General features: G+C 66.7%; 18 protein-coding genes. 17 read left to right on the top strand and 1 reads right to left on the bottom strand.

Annotation, left to right across the window (positions count from 1 at the left end):
• The coding region (locus GOOTI_RS18025) for a DUF222 domain-containing protein (RefSeq protein ID WP_007240052.1) at positions 1-678 on the bottom strand (678 nt) is incomplete at its 3' end.
• 209 nt (positions 679-887) lie between these two features.
• Between GOOTI_RS18025 and GOOTI_RS26200 the strand changes: the two genes are divergently transcribed.
• The 17 genes from GOOTI_RS26200 to lgt all read left to right on the top strand — a co-directional run bounded on the left by GOOTI_RS26200 (position 888) and on the right by lgt (position 16,464).
• Positions 888-1,064, top strand: a complete 177-nt coding sequence (locus GOOTI_RS26200; RefSeq protein WP_169315825.1) for a hypothetical protein — start codon at positions 888-890, stop codon at positions 1,062-1,064.
• Positions 1,065-1,450: 386 nt separating this feature from the next.
• Entirely contained in the window at positions 1,451-2,788 is a 1,338-nt protein-coding gene (hisD, locus tag GOOTI_RS18020) for a histidinol dehydrogenase (protein ID WP_007240051.1), read from the top strand.
• Positions 2,785-3,933 (top strand): histidinol-phosphate transaminase, encoded by a 1,149-nt coding sequence (locus tag GOOTI_RS18015; protein ID WP_007240050.1) that lies wholly within the window; start codon positions 2,785-2,787, stop codon positions 3,931-3,933. Before hisD ends, GOOTI_RS18015 begins: the two co-directional genes overlap by 4 nt.
• Entirely contained in the window at positions 3,930-4,553 is a 624-nt protein-coding gene (gene hisB, locus GOOTI_RS18010) for an imidazoleglycerol-phosphate dehydratase HisB (RefSeq protein ID WP_007240049.1), read from the top strand. Before GOOTI_RS18015 ends, hisB begins: the two co-directional genes overlap by 4 nt.
• A gap of 25 nt (positions 4,554-4,578) precedes the next feature.
• Positions 4,579-5,220 (top strand): imidazole glycerol phosphate synthase subunit HisH, encoded by a 642-nt coding sequence (gene hisH, locus GOOTI_RS18005; RefSeq protein ID WP_007240048.1) that lies wholly within the window; start codon positions 4,579-4,581, stop codon positions 5,218-5,220.
• Positions 5,217-5,483: a hypothetical protein gene (locus GOOTI_RS18000; RefSeq protein ID WP_007240047.1), complete on the top strand. Its 267-nt coding sequence runs from the start codon at positions 5,217-5,219 to the stop codon at positions 5,481-5,483. Before hisH ends, GOOTI_RS18000 begins: the two co-directional genes overlap by 4 nt.
• A 128-nt stretch (positions 5,484-5,611) precedes the next feature.
• Positions 5,612-6,355: a bifunctional 1-(5-phosphoribosyl)-5-((5-phosphoribosylamino)methylideneamino)imidazole-4-carboxamide isomerase/phosphoribosylanthranilate isomerase PriA gene (gene priA, locus GOOTI_RS17995; RefSeq protein WP_007240046.1), complete on the top strand. Its 744-nt coding sequence runs from the start codon at positions 5,612-5,614 to the stop codon at positions 6,353-6,355.
• A complete protein-coding gene (locus GOOTI_RS17990) occupies positions 6,352-7,176 on the top strand; it encodes an inositol monophosphatase family protein (RefSeq protein WP_007240045.1) in 825 nt (274 codons plus the stop codon). Before priA ends, GOOTI_RS17990 begins: the two co-directional genes overlap by 4 nt.
• Positions 7,173-7,973, top strand: a complete 801-nt coding sequence (gene hisF / locus GOOTI_RS17985; protein WP_007240044.1) for an imidazole glycerol phosphate synthase subunit HisF — start codon at positions 7,173-7,175, stop codon at positions 7,971-7,973. Before GOOTI_RS17990 ends, hisF begins: the two co-directional genes overlap by 4 nt.
• Before the next feature lie 4 nt (positions 7,974-7,977).
• Positions 7,978-8,382: a phosphoribosyl-AMP cyclohydrolase gene (hisI, locus tag GOOTI_RS17980; protein ID WP_007240043.1), complete on the top strand. Its 405-nt coding sequence runs from the start codon at positions 7,978-7,980 to the stop codon at positions 8,380-8,382.
• A gap of 124 nt (positions 8,383-8,506) precedes the next feature.
• Positions 8,507-8,686, top strand: coding sequence for a tautomerase family protein (locus GOOTI_RS17975; protein ID WP_005179191.1), 180 nt, complete (start codon positions 8,507-8,509; stop codon positions 8,684-8,686).
• Positions 8,683-10,326 carry an anthranilate synthase component I gene (locus GOOTI_RS17970; protein WP_007240042.1) on the top strand — a complete coding sequence of 548 codons (1,644 nt, stop codon included), beginning with the start codon at positions 8,683-8,685 and terminating at the stop codon, positions 10,324-10,326. The genes GOOTI_RS17975 and GOOTI_RS17970 overlap by 4 nt, the downstream gene beginning before the upstream one ends.
• Positions 10,323-11,189 (top strand): TIGR02234 family membrane protein, encoded by an 867-nt coding sequence (locus tag GOOTI_RS17965; protein ID WP_007240041.1) that lies wholly within the window; start codon positions 10,323-10,325, stop codon positions 11,187-11,189. Before GOOTI_RS17970 ends, GOOTI_RS17965 begins: the two co-directional genes overlap by 4 nt.
• Positions 11,190-11,283: 94 nt before the next feature.
• A complete protein-coding gene (trpC, locus tag GOOTI_RS17960; RefSeq protein ID WP_039994307.1) occupies positions 11,284-12,102 on the top strand; it encodes an indole-3-glycerol phosphate synthase TrpC in 819 nt (272 codons plus the stop codon).
• Between the two features lie 63 nt (positions 12,103-12,165).
• Positions 12,166-13,494 (top strand): tryptophan synthase subunit beta, encoded by a 1,329-nt coding sequence (trpB, locus tag GOOTI_RS17955; RefSeq protein ID WP_007240039.1) that lies wholly within the window; start codon positions 12,166-12,168, stop codon positions 13,492-13,494.
• Positions 13,491-14,327, top strand: a complete 837-nt coding sequence (trpA, locus tag GOOTI_RS17950) for a tryptophan synthase subunit alpha (RefSeq protein WP_007240038.1) — start codon at positions 13,491-13,493, stop codon at positions 14,325-14,327. Before trpB ends, trpA begins: the two co-directional genes overlap by 4 nt.
• 55 nt (positions 14,328-14,382) lie before the next feature.
• Positions 14,383-16,464, top strand: coding sequence for a prolipoprotein diacylglyceryl transferase (gene lgt, locus GOOTI_RS17945; RefSeq protein ID WP_007240037.1), 2,082 nt, complete (start codon positions 14,383-14,385; stop codon positions 16,462-16,464).
• Positions 16,465-16,602: the final 138 nt, after the last annotated feature.

Raw genomic sequence — 16,602 nt, 5'->3', positions numbered from 1 at the left:
CCGTTTGCGGTCGGTGTCGTCGGTGACCGTCCCGTCGGGATCCAGATGCGCCATCAACCGGGTACCCAGATTGGTGATCTCTTTCGGCGTGAAGTCGAGCCCATAGCCGGCCATCTGCGCTTCGGCTGCCGCGCGCACGTTGGCCGGGATCTGATGCGGGATCTGATCGAGTACTTCGAGCACTGCCCGTGCGCGAGCGGGTGCAATCAGCCCCTGCCCCCAGTGACGCGCCAACGTCGGACACTGCGGATCGCCTTTCTCACCCACAATCGAGGTGAACGAGCCGGTCGCGGTGATGATCTGCGAGCGGATCGCTGGATCACCCACCCTCAACCGATCCGCCAGAAACCCACGCACATCCCGATACCCCAACGCGTGTGGCAGATTGCGATCCGACGCCTCCACCACCAACCGATCAGTCACCGCCGCCGCCGTCCGCCGCGCCAACCGCTCAGCCACCGCGGCCGCCTCCACCACACCCGCATCCGACAACTGCGACACATCACAGCCCGCCAACTCATCCACCACCGACGCCAACCGCGACAACACATCCGCCACCCGAGCATCCGCCGACCCCGCCACCGCAGAACCCAACCCAGCAGCATCCAACAGGGCTGGTGCATACGACGTTTCATCGACGCCCGAACCGTCGTTGCCGCTGTCGTGCGCGCTACTCATGTCGTGTCACCCCCACCCTCTGGATCGCCTTGATCGAATGTGTGTTCTACACTAGTCGACGCCACCGACATGTTCCGCCGCAACCTGTGCGGACATCGGTGACGCGCTACCAGGAGCTGGATGGAACCGACCTTGTGTGACCGGCGGGCGTGCGTTCGTCATCCCGTCAATCTCTCCATCCCGTCGATCTCGGCGTTAGCCTGGTGGGTATGCGAACGCATCCGCTCGGCGCCGCGGCTCGTCTGCTCTTTGTTGCCATCGCGGTGCTCGTGATCATTTTCCTCGTACCGCTTCCGACGTGGCTGGTTGTAGCGTTGGCTGGATTCGGTCTCGTTCTCATCGGTGCGACAGTTGCCGACATGACCGCACGCCGGCCGGTCGAGTAGGTCATCAGCTGAAAAGACCTCATGCGTCAGCGTGATGGCGGCGGTGGGTCAGTGGCTGGCTGAGCAGACGTGAAATCTGTTGTCCGCTGTGGGCTTTCGGCGTGGTGCACGGCGGTGTCGGCGCGTTCGAGCGCGGAGTTCTGAGTAGTCGTTTTGTTGTCGTATGCGGCCCGGCCGCAGCGGCAGGGTCGCTCGGGGATCCACGCCAGTGGGGAGGCTCGAAAACCGGCAGCCCGGCTGCTCCTCCGGGATTCGAGCGCTGTGAGAGGGACTGCGCGGTGGCCCTGCGAGGGTCGCGTCACCCGAGGCCGGGCGGACCGCATTCGGAAAGCAGTGGTGCCGACACATATCCTTGACAGGTAAACCCGACCGATCAGGAGACACCCATGCTCGCCCGAACCGACCTACGCGGTAGCTCGCCGACGCTCGCTGAGCTGCGTCGCGCGTTGCCCCGTGGGGGCACCGACGTCAACGCCGTTCTGGACACGGTGGCGCCGGTGGTGCATGCGATCGCCGACCGCGGCGTCGAGGCGGCACTGGAGTATGGCGAGAAGTTCGACGGCGTGCGTCCGTCGAGCGTTCGGGTCCCCGCGGCCGTGATCTCCGATGCCCTCGAACAGCTCGATCCCGCCGTCGCCGACGCGCTCCGCGAATCGATCACTCGCGCCCGCCTCGTGCACGCCGATCAGCGGCGCACGACGACCCGCACGCAGGTCGTCGACGGGGGAGCGGTCAGCGAGAAGTGGATTCCTGTTCGTCGTGTCGGCCTTTATGTCCCCGGCGGCAACGCGGTCTATCCGTCCTCGGTGATCATGAACGTCGTGCCCGCCCAGGAAGCCGGTGTCGGCTCACTCGTCGTCGCATCGCCTCCGCAGAAGGACTTCGGGGGATGGCCACACCCGACCATCCTTGCGGCGTGTGCTCTTCTCGGCGTCGACGAGGTGTGGGCGGTCGGCGGCGCGCAGGGTGTGGCGCTGCTGACCTACGGTGGCGTCGACACAGACGGTGCCGTTCTCGACCCCGTCGACCTCATCACCGGTCCCGGAAACATCTATGTCACGGCAGCCAAGCGCCTGTGCCGCGGACTCGTCGGCATCGACGCCGAGGCTGGTCCCACCGAGATCGCCATACTCGCCGACAACACTGCCAACGCGTCCTTCGTCGCAGCCGACCTCATCAGTCAGGCCGAGCACGACGTTCTCGCGGCCTCGGTGCTGGTGACCGACAGCGTCGAACTCGCCGACGCCGTCGACGCAGAGCTCGATCGCCAGGTGTCCGAAACCAAACACCGCGAACGCGTCACCACCGCACTCAGCGGCAAGCAGTCGGGCGTCGTGTTGGTCGACGACATCGACGCAGGCCTCGCCGTGGTCGACGCCTACGCGGCCGAACACCTCGAGATACAGACCCGCGATGCGGCGCGTGTGGCCGACCGCGTGCACAACGCCGGTGCCATCTTCGTCGGTGATTTCGCGCCGGTCAGTCTCGGCGACTACTGCGCCGGCTCGAATCACGTTCTGCCGACGTCGGGTTCGGCACGCTTCGCATCGGGGCTGTCGGTGCAGACCTTCCTTCGCGGCGTGCACGTCATCGACTACGACGAGGACGCCCTTCGAGACGTCTCCGCACAGGTCGTCACCCTCGCTCAGGCCGAAGACCTCCCGGCGCACGGTGATGCAATCACCCGTCGATTCGCCGCAGGCGGCGTCGAGGCAACGAAGTGACGCCCACGAACGCCCCCAGCGCGTCGATCCCGGGCACCTCGGTGACGGTCGATGATCTCCCGATCCGCGACAATCTGCGTGGCAAAACCGCTTACGGTGCACCGCAACTGAAGGTTCCGGTCGTTCTCAACACCAACGAGAACCCACACCCGCCCTCGGCCGAGCTGATCGCCGACGTCGCCGAAGCCGCCAGGGCGGCTGCAGCTGATCTGCACCGTTACCCCGACCGCGACGCCGTGGCCCTGCGTACCGATCTCGCCGCGTACCTGACGGCAGCGACCGGTACGTATCTCGGCGTCGAGAACCTTTGGGCGGCAAACGGTTCCAACGAGATCCTGCAGCAGCTCCTGATGGCCTTCGGCGGTCCTGGCCGTAGCGCGGTCGGCTTCGTGCCCAGCTACTCGATGCACCCGATCATCTCCGACGGCACCGACACCACCTGGCTCGAGGCGAAACGGAACGCCGACTTCTCCCTCGATATCGACCACGCGGTTGGGGAGATCACCGCGCGACGCCCCGACGTCGTCTTCGTGACGTCGCCCAACAACCCGACCGGCGCGTCGATCCCGAACGAGGGACTGCGTGCAATCGTCGACGCCGCTCCGGGCATCGTGATCGTCGACGAGGCATACGGAGAGTTCTCCGAACAGCCCAGTGCGGTGGAGCTGATCGACGAGTTTCCGGCGAAGGTCGTGGTCAGCCGGACCATGAGCAAGGCGTTCGCCTTCGCGGGCGGGCGGCTGGGGTATCTCGCGGCGTCTCCCGCGATCGTCGACGCGCTGCAGTTGGTGCGTCTGCCGTATCACCTCTCGGTGCTGACACAAGCCGCGGCGCGTGCGGCCCTCCGCCACAGTGAAGAAACACTCGGCGGGGTCGCCGAGATCATCGCCGAGCGCAAACGTGTTGTCGCCGAACTGGAGAAAGCCGGTTTCGACGTCGTGGACTCCGACGCGAACTTCGTGCTCTTCGGACGCTTCGCCGACGCCCCGGCCTCGTGGCAGCGGTACCTCGACGACGGCGTGTTGATCCGCGATGTCGGAATTCCCGGGCACCTGCGTGTCACGATCGGTTTGGTCGAGGAGAACGACGCGTTCCTCGACGTCAGCAGAAGACTTGCCACCACAGATCTGGAGAACACACAGTGACCACCCCGGCACCGCGGATCGCGCGCGTCGAACGCACGACGAAGGAGTCGTCGATCGTCGTCGAACTCAATCTCGACGGCACCGGCACGACCGCCATCTCGACGGGCATCCCGTTCTTCGACCACATGCTGACGGCATTCGGTGCGCACGGCAGCTTCGATCTCACGGTCGAGGCGAAGGGTGACATCGAGGTCGAGGGACACCACACCATCGAGGACACCGCGATCGTGCTCGGGCAGGCGCTCGGTCAGGCACTCGGCGACAAGAAGGGCATTCGACGCTTCGGTGACTCGTACATCCCGATGGACGAGACACTTGCCCACGCCGTCGTCGACGTCTCCGGCCGGCCCTACTGTGTGCACACCGGCGAACCCGAACACATGCTGACGGCGGTGATCGGGGGCTACCCAGGTGTCCCGTATTCGACGGTCATCAATCGACACGTCTTCGAATCCATTGCGCTCAATGCGCGTATCGCGCTGCACGTCCGGGTGCTGTACGGCCGCGACCAACACCACATCACCGAGGCGGAGTTCAAGGCCGTCGCCCGCGCACTGCGCGCTGCCACCGAAGCCGACCCGAGAGTGAGTGGAGTGCCGTCCACCAAGGGAGCACTGTGATCGCGGCGAACCCGGGAGCGGCCCAATGAGCGCGCGGAACGTCGTCGTTCTCGACTACGGGTCGGGCAATCTCCGCTCGGCGCAGCGTGCGCTGGAACGCACGGGCGCCGACGTCACCGTGACGAGCGACTTCACGACCGCGCTCGAGGCCGAGGGGCTCGTCGTGCCCGGTGTCGGTGCGTTCGCCGCCTGTATGGAAGGGCTGCGCGCGGTGAAGGGCGATCGGATCATCGGCAGGCGTCTCGCGGGTGGACGTCCGGTTCTCGGCATCTGCGTCGGCATGCAGATCCTGTTCGAGCGCGGCGTCGAGTTCGGTGTGGAAGCCGACGGTTGCGGCGAGTGGCCGGGCACGGTGTCGCGACTCGACGCCCCCGTCCTGCCGCACATGGGATGGAACACCGTCGAGGCACCCGCCGACTCCACGCTCTTCACCGGGATCGACGCGGACACCCGCTTCTACTTCGTGCACTCGTACGCGGCACAGTCCTGGGAGATGGACAACGTCGGATCGCCCCTGGCCGCCCCGATACTGACCTGGGCGCAGCACGGGAGTCGGTTTCTGGCGGCGGTCGAGAACGGCGCGCTCAGTGCCACCCAGTTCCATCCGGAGAAATCCGGGGACGCGGGTGCCGAGTTGCTCCGTAACTGGGTGGGGAGTATCGGATGACCGGATCAGGCGGAACACCGCAACGGCCGCACTTCTCCTACGGGCGATTCGTGACGCTCGTGTTGGGGTCGGGTGTGTTGGTGCTGGTGGTCGGTACGCCCATCATCCTGGCGCTGGCACACTGGTCACCGGTGGCAGGTCTCGTCGCAGCGCTGATCGTGGTGATCGCCATGATCGCGGTGATCGGCTGGATAGCACGGCGGATCATCGGCTCCTACGAGCGCAGGGTCCGTGATCTGGACGAGGGCATCTCGAATCCTTGACCCGCTGTCGGGCGAGAGGTCGCACTGCAGGCGAGCACACCACGACGCACACGACAGACGAAACGCGCACGCCGACGACAAGACACGACACACGACGACGACAGATGAGAGAAAGAAGACACCACGGCATGGGGAAGACGCTCGAACTACTCCCAGCGGTCGACGTTGCCGACGGGCAGGCCGTCCGGCTCGTCCGCGGCGCGGCAGGTACCGAGACCGCCTACGGCTCGCCACGTGAGGCCGCGTTGGCCTGGCAGGGTGACGGCGCGGAGTGGATCCACCTCGTCGATCTCGACGCCGCCTTCGGCCGCGGCAACAATCGGGAGCTGCTCGCCGGGGTGGTCGGGGAACTCGACGTGAAGGTCGAGTTGTCGGGTGGTATCCGTGACGACGAGTCGCTCGAGGCTGCACTGTCGACGGGGTGCACCCGCGTCAATCTGGGCACCGCAGCACTCGAGAATCCCGAATGGTGCAGGCGTGCGATCGCCACCTACGGCGACCGCATCGCCGTGGGACTCGACGTCATCGCCGAGGGCGATTCCTACCGTCTGCGCGGTCGGGGCTGGGTCACCGACGGTGGCGACCTGTGGGAGGTCCTGGCTCGACTCGACGGGGACGGATGTGCACGCTACGTCGTCACCGACGTCAGCAAGGACGGCACTCTCGGCGGACCGAACCTCGACCTGCTCTCCGAGGTCACCAAGGCCACCGACGCTCCCGTTGTCGCCTCGGGCGGAGTGTCGGCGCTCGGCGACCTGATCGCGATTGCCAGCCTGGTCGACAAGGGCGTCGAGGGTGCGATCGTCGGCAAGGCGCTCTACGCGGAACGCTTCACACTTCCCGATGCACTGGCGGCGGTCGGTAACCTGTGACAACGCCGTCCGGACGTGATCTGCCCTCACTTCTCGAGGTGGCGGGCAGCATTCTCGACGGCGTGTCCGCGGAGTTCGTGACAGGACTCGGCGCTCCGAGCGCCGTTGCGAAGGGCGGAACCGACTTCGCGACCCAGGTCGATCTCGACCTCGAACAGCGCATCCGCCGAGAGCTCACCGAACGCACCGGAATCGCCGTGCACGGCGAGGAATTCGGCGGCCCACCCGTCACCGACGGGGCCATCTGGGTGCTCGACCCCGTGGACGGCACCTACAACTATTCGACCGGAATGCCACTGACAGGCATTCTTCTCGGGTTGCTCATCGACGGAGAGGCGACTCTCGGACTCACCTGGCTGCCATTGACCGGGACCCGGTACGCGGGCCATGTCGGAGGGCCGCTGTACTGCAACGGGGTGCCGACGGGGCCACCTCCGGCGAGCGCACTCGCACAGACCGCCGTAGCGTTCGGGCCGTTCAACGTCAGCCACGGCGGACGGTACCCGGGTGCACGCCGTGCGCAGTTGCTCGAAGCGCTGAGCGTGCGCGCGGCACGGTTGCGCATGACCGGCAGCACGGGCGTCGACATGGCCTATGTTGCTGCTGGAATATTCGGTGCGGCAATAGCTTTCGGCGCGCACGCCTGGGACAACGCGGCCGGTGCCGCACTCGTCCGCGCCGCCGGGGGCGTGGCGACCGACCTCGCAGGAAACCCGTGGACGGTGACGTCGCCGTCGTTGGTGACCGCCATGCCCGACGTGCACCGTGAACTGATGGCCGTGATCGACGAGGTCGTCGGCGACGAGAGGACTTCCCGATGACCCTCGCGACCCGAGTGATTCCCTGCCTCGATGTGGACGACGGGCGTGTCGTCAAGGGCGTCAACTTCCAGAACCTCCGCGACGCGGGCGACCCCGTCGAACTCGCCGCACGCTACGACGCCGAAGGCGCAGACGAACTCACATTCCTCGACGTCACCGCGTCGAGCTCTGGTCGCGCCACGATGATCGACGTGGTGCACCGCACCGCCGACGCGATCTTCATCCCGCTGACCGTCGGAGGTGGAATCCGCACCGTCGACGACGTCGACGCCCTGCTGCGGGCCGGCGCCGACAAGGTGAGTGTGAACACCGCCGCGATCAATCGCCCCGACGTACTCGCCGAGATGAGTCGGCGTTTCGGATCGCAGTGCATCGTCCTGTCCGTTGACGCACGCACCGTGCCACGCGACGCCGAGCAGACCCCATCGGGGTGGGAGGTGACCACGCACGGCGGGCGCAAGGGCACCGGCATCGATGCCGTCGAATGGGCACGTCGCGGACAGGAACTCGGCGTCGGCGAGATCCTGCTCAACTCCATGGACGCCGACGGCACCAAGCAGGGCTTCGATCTGCGGATGTTGGCTGCCGTCCGCGCCGTGGTCGACGTTCCGGTGATCGCCAGCGGTGGCGCCGGAGCGGTCGGCGACTTCGCTCCCGCGGTGAAAGCTGGAGCAGATGCGGTCCTGGCCGCGTCGGTCTTCCACTTCGGTGAACTCACGATCCCCGAGGTCAAGGGTGCGATGGCTGCCGAAGGCATCGTCGTCCGCACCGAGCGGGACACGGAAGGACAGGTGTGATCACATGGCTCTCCCGCCGGAACTGACGGCACAGCTCAAACGCAACGACGACGGACTCTTCGCAGCGGTCGCACAGGAACGCTCGACCGGCCAGGTCCTGATGGTCGCGTGGATGGACGACACGGCCCTCGAGCGCACCCTCGCCACCCGACGCGCCACCTACTACTCGCGGTCGCGGCAGGAGTACTGGGTGAAGGGCGACACCAGCGGACACACCCAGTACGTGCACGACGCGCGCCTCGACTGCGACGGCGACACCGTGCTGCTGGTGGTCGATCAGGTTGGCGCTGCATGTCACACGGGCAATCACAGCTGTTTCGACACGGCGTCGCTGCCCTTCGCCGTCGACGACGACCACGATCACGACCACGACGAAGCCGTAGACGGGGCGGGCGCGGCGTCGAGTTGATGCCTGGGACAATCGTCGGGGAAATGAACTCGCACACAGAACCGCACCGTCGCGGTGCGCAGACCGAGACACTGCGCAGCCCCGACGCCGTGCGGCTCGATCGACCGAAGGCGGTGACGCAGTCATGCCACTGATTCAGATCTCCCAGACCCCCGGCCTGTCCGATCGGGTCAAGCGCGAGACCATTGCTGCGGTGACCGAGGCGTACGCCAAGGCCACCGGGAAGAACCCGGATTCGGTCTGGGTCACGATCACCGAGGTGCCGCGTTCGCAGTGGGGCGTCGGCGGCGAGCCGCTGGGATGAGCGGCGAACACACGCTCCCGGCGACGACCGACGCCGACCCGCACCACCACGCGCAGTCGGACACGAGCGCCGACACCACCACGCTCGCGGAATTCCTCGACCTCGCCTCCGACCATCGCGTCGTCCCGGTGACCCGCAAGGTGCTCGCCGATTCCGAGACCCCACTGTCGGCGTACCGGAAACTCGCAGCGGAGCGTGAGGGTACCTTCCTGCTCGAGTCCGCGGAGAACGGTCGGTCGTGGTCGCGGTGGTCGTTCATCGGTGTCGGTGCGCCATCCGCACTCACGGTTGTCGACGGCAAGGCCGCGTGGTGGGGCACGGTGCCCGCCGGTGCACCTGTCGACGGCGATCCACTCACCGTCCTGGCCGAGTCACTCCGGTTGCTCGCGACAGATCCGCTGCCCGACATGCCCCCGCTGACCGGCGGTTTCGTGGGATTCATGGCCTACGACATGGTGCGCAGACTAGAGCGACTCCCCGAGAGCACCGTCGACGATCTCGGCCTGCCCGACCTGATGATGCTGCTCGCCACCGACCTCGCCGCGGTCGATCACCACGAGGGCACCATCACGCTCATCGCCAACGCGGTGAACTGGGACGGCAGTGCCGAACGTGTCGAGGAGGCCTACGCCGACGCCGTCGCCCGCCTCGACACGATGACCCGAGCCCTCGCTGCGCCTGCACCATCGACCGTGTCACGGTTCGACAGGCCGACACCCCACTTCCGGGTGCAGCGCAGCCGCGAGGAGTACGGCGAGATCGTGACAGGACTCGTACGTGAGATCGAGGCGGGTGAGGCATTCCAGGTGGTGCCGTCGATGCGATTCGAGATCGACACCGACGCCGATCCGCTCGACGTGTACCGCATCCTGCGGGCCTCCAATCCGAGTCCCTACATGTATCTCCTACGGATGCCCGGCGTCGGCACCGACGACAGTGGCAGTCCGCGCAAACCGTTCACGATCGTCGGATCGAGTCCCGAGGCGCTGGTCACGGTCACCGACCGCGTCGCGACGACACATCCGATCGCGGGTACCCGATGGCGCGGAGCCACCGAGGAGGAAGATCAACTCCTCGGCAAGGAACTCACCGAGGACGAGAAGGAGAACGCAGAGCATCTGATGCTCGTCGACCTCGGCCGAAACGACCTCGGACGCGTCTGTGCACCGGGCACGGTCAAGGTCAGCGACTACCGGCACATCGAGCGCTACAGCCACGTCATGCACCTGGTGTCGACGGTGTCGGGGACGCTTCGCGACGACAAGCAGGCGCTCGACGCGGTGACCGCGTGCTTCCCGGCGGGGACGCTCACCGGCGCGCCCAAGGTGCGTGCGATGGAACTGATCGAGGCCAACGAGAAGACGCGCCGCGGCCTCTACGGCGGCATCGTGGGCTACCTCGACTTCGCGGGAAACGCCGATACCGCCATCGCGATCCGCACCGCGTTGATGCGAAAGGGCATCGCGTACGTGCAGTCGGGTGGCGGGGTCGTGGCCGATAGCGAATCCGACTACGAGTACAACGAGGCCCGCAACAAGGCGACCGCGGTGCTCAACGCGATAGCGGCTGCCACGACGATGCGTCGGGTCGGCGTGGAGGGCGAAGGCGTGCAGGGTGCCGGCGTGGAGAGTGACGAATGACGACCCAAGAACCCGACTCGAACAGCGCTGAGCAGGCTTCGGCCGATCAGACTTCGGCCGATCAGACTGCAGCCGATCAGCTTCCGGCCGAGCAGACTGCGCTCGATCAGAGTCCTGCCGACATCGAGAAGCAACGGGCTCGGGTGCAGCGTCGCACCAAGGTCCTCGGAGCCGTGTTGCTCGCGCTGGCAGCGCTGGCCTTCTGGGGTGCGTCGCGGTTGACGTGGGCGCACGTGCTCGGCGCCGACGGACTCTCGCCTGCACGCACATTCGACGTCAAGGGCAGCGACTGGAGTCCATGGCTCACTCCGCTCGCCTTGGTGCTGCTCGCGGCGATCCTGGCGGCGATGTCATTACGCGGGTGGGGGCTGCGCATCGTGGCACTCCTCGTCGCGGCAGCCGGCGTCCTCGCCGCGTTCCCGGCGATCTCCCTCGTCATGGGCGGCACCAACGACACCTATGCGGCCACCGCCGCCGGACTCAACGACAGGTACGTCGTGCAGTTGGTGACCACGAACAGCTGGGTCGCTGCCGTCGTCCTGCTTGGTTCGCTGTGTGCCGTCGCAGCGGGAGTTCTGCTGATGCGCGTCGCTTCGGGTGCAGGGATGTCGTCGAAGTACAAGACCCCCGCAGCGCGACGTGAAGAACTCGAACGTCAGATCTTCGCAGAGCACAAACGACGCACGGCGGCGCACACGGCCGACGGCGAGCACCCGTCGACCTCGACCGCCGCGTCGGGGCAGCCCGCCGACGCGGATGGTCGATCAGCCTCGGACGGCACGGCCGAGCAGCCCGACACCCCCAACGAGCGCATGCTCTGGGACGCTCTCGACACCGGAATCGACCCGACGGATCAACGATGACCAGACCGTCGAGACACTCGCGTCGCACCCGCTCCCGCCGCTGCCACAGCAGCCGTCTACCCTGATAACACGAACAGAAAGGGAGCCAGCTGTCGTGAGCACGCCCACCGTCCTCGACTCGATTCTCGAGGGAGTGAAAGCCGACGTCGCCGCACGTGAAGCGGTCGTCGACTACGCGGCCGTCAAGAAGGCGTCCGCCGCAGCGCCTGCTCCTCGCGATGCGCTGGCTGCGCTGCGCAAGACCGGAATCGGGGTCATCGCAGAGGTCAAGCGCGCGAGTCCGTCCAAGGGCGAACTCGCCGACATCGCTGATCCCGCAGACCTCGCTGCCGCCTACGAGGCGGGTGGTGCACGCATCATCAGTGTGCTGACCGAGGAACGCCGGTTCCGTGGTTCGCTCGCCGATCTCGATGCCGTCCGCGCGCGCGTCGACATCCCTGTGCTGCGCAAGGACTTCATCGTCGGCCCGTACCAGATCCACGAGGCACGAGCACACGGCGCCGACGTCATCCTGTTGATCGTCGCGGCCCTCGAGCAGAATGTGCTCGCCGCGTTGCTCGATCGCACCGAGAGTCTGGGTATGACCGCACTCGTCGAGGTGCACACCGAAGAAGAGGCCGACCGTGCACTGGAAGCAGGCGCCTCGGTGATCGGTGTCAACAACCGCAACCTCAAGACCCTCGAGGTCGACCGCGACACATTCGCCCGGATCGCTCCGGGTCTGCCGACCGAGACCATCCGCGTCGCCGAGTCCGGCGTGCGCGGTACAGCGGATCTGCTGGCGTTCGCCGGGGCCGGCGCCGACGCCGTCCTGGTTGGCGAGGGACTCGTGACCAGTGGCGACCCCCGCACCGCGGTCTCAGAACTGGTGACCGCCGGTACCCACCCGTCCTGTCCGAAACCCGTTCGCTGACAACCGCTTTCGATCTAGCGTCGACTTGCGTGTCACGGACGACGAGATGTCTGTGAGAGCTCCGTGACCACCGAATCCCGATCTGACGACCACCTGCGCACTGAGCTTCCGACCGCGAGTGTCGGCGTCAGCACGCGTACCTCCTCGGAGCCGGACGCAGGCGGACACTTCGGCGTCTACGGCGGCCGACACGTGCCCGAGGCGTTGATGTCGGTCATCGACGATGTCACCGCCGCCTACGAGAAGATGCGCACCGACGACGATTTCCTGTCGGAGCTCGACCGGCTGCAGCGTGACTACGTCGGCCGACCCTCACCGCTGTACGAGGCGACACGTCTGAGCGAATACGCCGGTGGCGCAAGGATCTTCCTCAAGCGTGAGGACCTCAATCACACCGGTTCGCACAAGATCAACAACGTGCTCGGGCAATTGTTGCTCGCGAAGCGGATGGGCAAGACCCGCATCATCGCCGAAACCGGGGCGGGCCAGCACGGTGTCGCGACCGCGACAGGATGTGCGCTCTTCGGCATGGAGTGCATCATCTACATGGGGCGCGTCGACACCGACCGGCAGGCACTCAACGTCGCCCGGATGCGCCTGCTCGGTGCAGAGGTGGTTGCCGTCGACAACGGCTCTGCGACACTGAAAGACGCGATCAACGAGGCGCTGCGTGACTGGGTCACCAACGCGCACAACACCTATTACTGCTTCGGCACCGCTGCGGGTCCACACCCGTTCCCGATGATGGTGCGGGATCTGCAGCGCATCGTCGGACTCGAGGCGCGCGCGCAGATGCTCACCGCGGCCGGTCGTCTGCCCGACGCCGTCGCCGCATGCGTCGGCGGCGGGTCGAACGCCATCGGCATCTTCCATCCGTTTCTCGACGACACGCAGGTACGTCTCGTCGGATTCGAGGCAGCGGGAGACGGCGTGGAGACCGGACGTCACGCCGCGACCTTCACCGGAGGGACACCCGGCGCGTTCCAGGGCGCGTACTCGTATCTGTTGCAGGACGAGGACGGCCAGACAATCGAATCGCATTCCATCTCTGCCGGATTGGACTATCCCGGCGTCGGTCCGGAGCATGCGCTGCTCAAGGACACCGGTCGCGCGGAATACCGGCCGGTCACCGACACCGAGGCCATGGACGCGCTCGCGCTGCTCAGTCGTCGTGAGGGCATCATCCCCGCCATCGAGTCGGCGCACGCCGTCTCCGGCGCTCTCACCCTTGGCAAGGAGTTGGGTGAAGGCGCGATCGTTCTCGTCAGCCTGTCCGGACGGGGTGACAAGGACGTCGACACCGCGGCACGCTGGTTCCATCTCTTCGACCCGCCTCCCTCGGAGAACGAGGTCGGCGTCAGTACCGGCATCAACGGCGAGGAGACGCAATGACCACGGATGCATCCAGTGCTACCGCGCCGCTGCACGCGGGCCCGTCGAAGCTCGGTCCGGTGTTCGCGAAGTGCCGTGCGGAGGGGCGTGCCGCACTGATCGGGTACCTACCGGTCGGTTTCCCGACCGTCGAAAAGTCCATCGAGTCGTTCGAGACGATGGTCCGCGCCGGCTGCGACATCATCGAAGTCGGCGTGCCGTACTCGGATCCCGTCATGGACGGCCCGACCATCCAGGAGGCCGCAGACCTCGCACTCACGAACGGCGTACGCGTTCGTGACGTGTTCCGTGCCGTCGACGCCATCACGTCGGCAGGCGGCAACGCCGTGGTCATGAGCTACTGGAATCCCGTCCTGCAGTACGGGGTCGACACGTTCGCCCGCGACCTCTCCGCAGCGGGCGGTGCGGGCATGATCACGCCCAACCTGATCCCCGAGGAGGGCGCCGCCTGGCATGAGGCGTCCGACGAATACGAACTCGACCGGATCTACCTCGTGGCGCCGTCGTCGACGACTGAGCGTATCGCGCTGACGGTCGATGCGTCGCGCGGCTTCGTCTACGTCGCGTCCACGATGGGCGTCACCGGTGCGCGTGACGCGGTCTCTGATGCGGCTCCGGAGCTGTGCGCGCGTGTGCGCGCCTACTCCGACATCCCCCTCGGAGTCGGCCTCGGAGTGCGTAACCGCGAACAGGCGTCGCAGATCGCGAGCTACGCCGACGGTGTGATCGTCGGTTCGGCGCTGGTCACCGCCGCCAAAGCGGGCAGCGACCACCTGGCGGATCTCGTCACAGAGCTGGCTGCCGGAGTCAGCGAGCCACGGGCAGACCTCTGACCGCCTCGGGCGCCTCGTCCGTTAGGGTGGCAGCGTGACAGCGCCGACGACGACGATGCTCGCCTACATTCCCAGCCCACCGCAGGGTGTCTGGTACATCGGTTCGTTCCCACTCCGCGCCTACGCGTTGTGCATCATCGTCGGCATCATCGTGGCCGTCTGGTGGGGCAATCGCCGCTGGATCGCTCGAGGCGGGGTCTCGGGCGAAGTCCTCGACGTCGCTATTTGGGCGGTGCCCTTCGGCCTGGTCGGCGGGCGTGTCTATCACGTACTCACCGACTGGCAGATCTACTTCGGCGACGGCGGCAAGACCCCGATCGACGCACTCAAGATCTGGGACGGCGGCCTCGGGATCTGGGGCGCTGTGTTGTTCGGCGGTCTCGGCGCATGGATCGGCACCAGGCGAATGGGCATCAGGCTGCCACCGTTCGCTGACGCCATCGCGCCACCGATCCTGCTCGCGCAGGCCATCGGGCGGCTCGGCAACTACTTCAACCAGGAGCTCTACGGCCGGCCCACCGACGTCCCCTGGGGCCTGAAGATCTACGAGAGAGTCGACTCATCGGGACAGGCCGACCCCGGGTTGATCACCGGTGTCTCCAACGGTCATGTCGTCGCGATCGTGCATCCCACGTTCCTGTACGAACTGCTGTGGAATCTGCTCATCGTCGTCGTCCTCGTTCTCGTCGATCGGTACTTCCGCATCGGACACGGGCGTCTGTTCGCCCTCTACGTCGTCGGGTACTGCATCGGGCGTTTCGCTGTCGAGCTGATGCGCTCCGACCCCGCCTTCACCCACATCGCCGGTGTACGAATCAACGTGTTCACCGCGGCACTGGGCATCGTGTGCGGCGCGATCTACTTCATCCTCGCGCCGAAGGGGCGGGAACAGGGCCTCGAGATCTACTGGCCGGAACGTGCAGCCGAACTCGAGGCGCTCGGCCACACGGGCACCTACTTCTACGACGACGATGACGACGCCGCAGACGACGGTGAGCACTTCTTCGACGACGAACCCGAGGACTCGTCCTCCGACCTCAGACCGGACGAGAGCGACGACTCGGACGGCACCCCGGGCGCCACCGTTCCCGCGGTGGGCGCCGCTGCCGCTCTTGCCGGTGTGGCCGTGGCACACAAGAAGGGCGACCGGGAGGACGGCGACGCCGAGGACTTCGCCGACGAAGAATCGGTCGCCGAGGAGCCTGCCGACGAAGAGAACGTCGACAAAGTGGCGGTTGCCGAGGAGCCTGCCGACGAAGAGAACGTCGACGAAGTGGCGGCTGCCAGCGAAGAGACCGTCGACGACGAAGCCGGCACCGACGACGAAGCCGGCACCGACGACGAAGCCGGCACCGACGACACTGCAGCCGGCACCGACGACACTGCAGCCGGCACCGACGACGCTGCAACCGGCACCGACGACACTGCGACCGGCTCCGACGACGCGGCCGAACCCGGCGATGCCACCCACGTCGAGGACGAACCCGTGGAAGATGGAGGGGAGTCCACCGAAACGGCGGGCGATCACACCGACGAAGGGGTTTCGATGAGCAGCGCCGCAGAGGGAATCGACCCGGAGGAGATCGCTGAGGGAGTGTCGGAGGACCTCGAGGACGCGGCCGACGACGAGGGCGACACCAGCCCGTCCGGCGTCGACGAGGACGAGGCCGAACTCGCCGACGGTCAGGAGATCAACGCGGGCGGACCCGACCCGGTTCTCGACGAGAACGAGGAGATCGTGTCCAAGATCATTCCGGGGACCGGCGAATCGGCTGACGCGAAGCCGTGGAATCCCGAGGACGATCCGGCGCGGCCCGACGGTGTCACCACAGAGTCGGAGATCCTCGAGGAATCCGACTCCGAGTCCGACACCACACCAGGGGATACGGCAGAGGTCGACGCCGAGGACATCGAAGAGAGCATCGCCGAAGAGGCGGAGGACTCGGCGGTCGACGACGGTCCGACAGACGCGGACGGCGTCGACGAGGACGAGGGCGTTCTCGCCGACGGGCAGATGGACAACGCCGGTGGCCCGGACCCCGTGGCGGCCGACGACGACTACATCGAGATGGACGAGAAGATCATCCCGGGCACCGGCGAGTCCGCCGACGCGAAGCCCTGGAAACCGAAGGGGTAGTGACCGTCCGCGCGGCGTCGAAAACCACGTTGCGCGAGCAGGTCGGATAGAGTGAGACTTCACGCGGAGCACGCGTCGCTGCGCGGCGTCGTCTCCTGACAGCTGCTCCACGGGCCAGTGTTGTCCCTGAGGACTTCA

Origin of the sequence: Gordonia otitidis NBRC 100426, assembly GCF_000248075.1 — a bacterium.
GTDB lineage: Bacteria > Actinomycetota > Actinomycetes > Mycobacteriales > Mycobacteriaceae > Gordonia > Gordonia otitidis.
This window is presented reverse-complemented; position numbering and strand designations above follow the sequence as displayed.

Excerpts from the sequence above, each read along its gene's own strand:
- GOOTI_RS26200 (WP_169315825.1), top strand. The coding sequence starts at position 888 with ATGCGAACGCATCCGCTCGGCGCCGCGGCTCGTCTGCTCTTTGTTGCC.
- hisD (WP_007240051.1), top strand. The coding sequence starts at position 1,451 with ATGCTCGCCCGAACCGACCTACGCGGTAGCTCGCCGACGCTCGCTGAG.
- hisH (WP_007240048.1), top strand. The coding sequence starts at position 4,579 with ATGAGCGCGCGGAACGTCGTCGTTCTCGACTACGGGTCGGGCAATCTC.
- GOOTI_RS18000 (WP_007240047.1), top strand. The coding sequence starts at position 5,217 with ATGACCGGATCAGGCGGAACACCGCAACGGCCGCACTTCTCCTACGGG.
- priA (WP_007240046.1), top strand. The coding sequence starts at position 5,612 with ATGGGGAAGACGCTCGAACTACTCCCAGCGGTCGACGTTGCCGACGGG.
- hisF (WP_007240044.1), top strand. The coding sequence starts at position 7,173 with ATGACCCTCGCGACCCGAGTGATTCCCTGCCTCGATGTGGACGACGGG.
- hisI (WP_007240043.1), top strand. The coding sequence starts at position 7,978 with ATGGCTCTCCCGCCGGAACTGACGGCACAGCTCAAACGCAACGACGAC.
- GOOTI_RS17975 (WP_005179191.1), top strand. The coding sequence starts at position 8,507 with ATGCCACTGATTCAGATCTCCCAGACCCCCGGCCTGTCCGATCGGGTC.
- GOOTI_RS17970 (WP_007240042.1), top strand. The coding sequence starts at position 8,683 with ATGAGCGGCGAACACACGCTCCCGGCGACGACCGACGCCGACCCGCAC.
- GOOTI_RS17965 (WP_007240041.1), top strand. The coding sequence starts at position 10,323 with ATGACGACCCAAGAACCCGACTCGAACAGCGCTGAGCAGGCTTCGGCC.
- trpA (WP_007240038.1), top strand. The coding sequence starts at position 13,491 with ATGACCACGGATGCATCCAGTGCTACCGCGCCGCTGCACGCGGGCCCG.
- lgt (WP_007240037.1), top strand. The coding sequence starts at position 14,383 with ATGCTCGCCTACATTCCCAGCCCACCGCAGGGTGTCTGGTACATCGGT.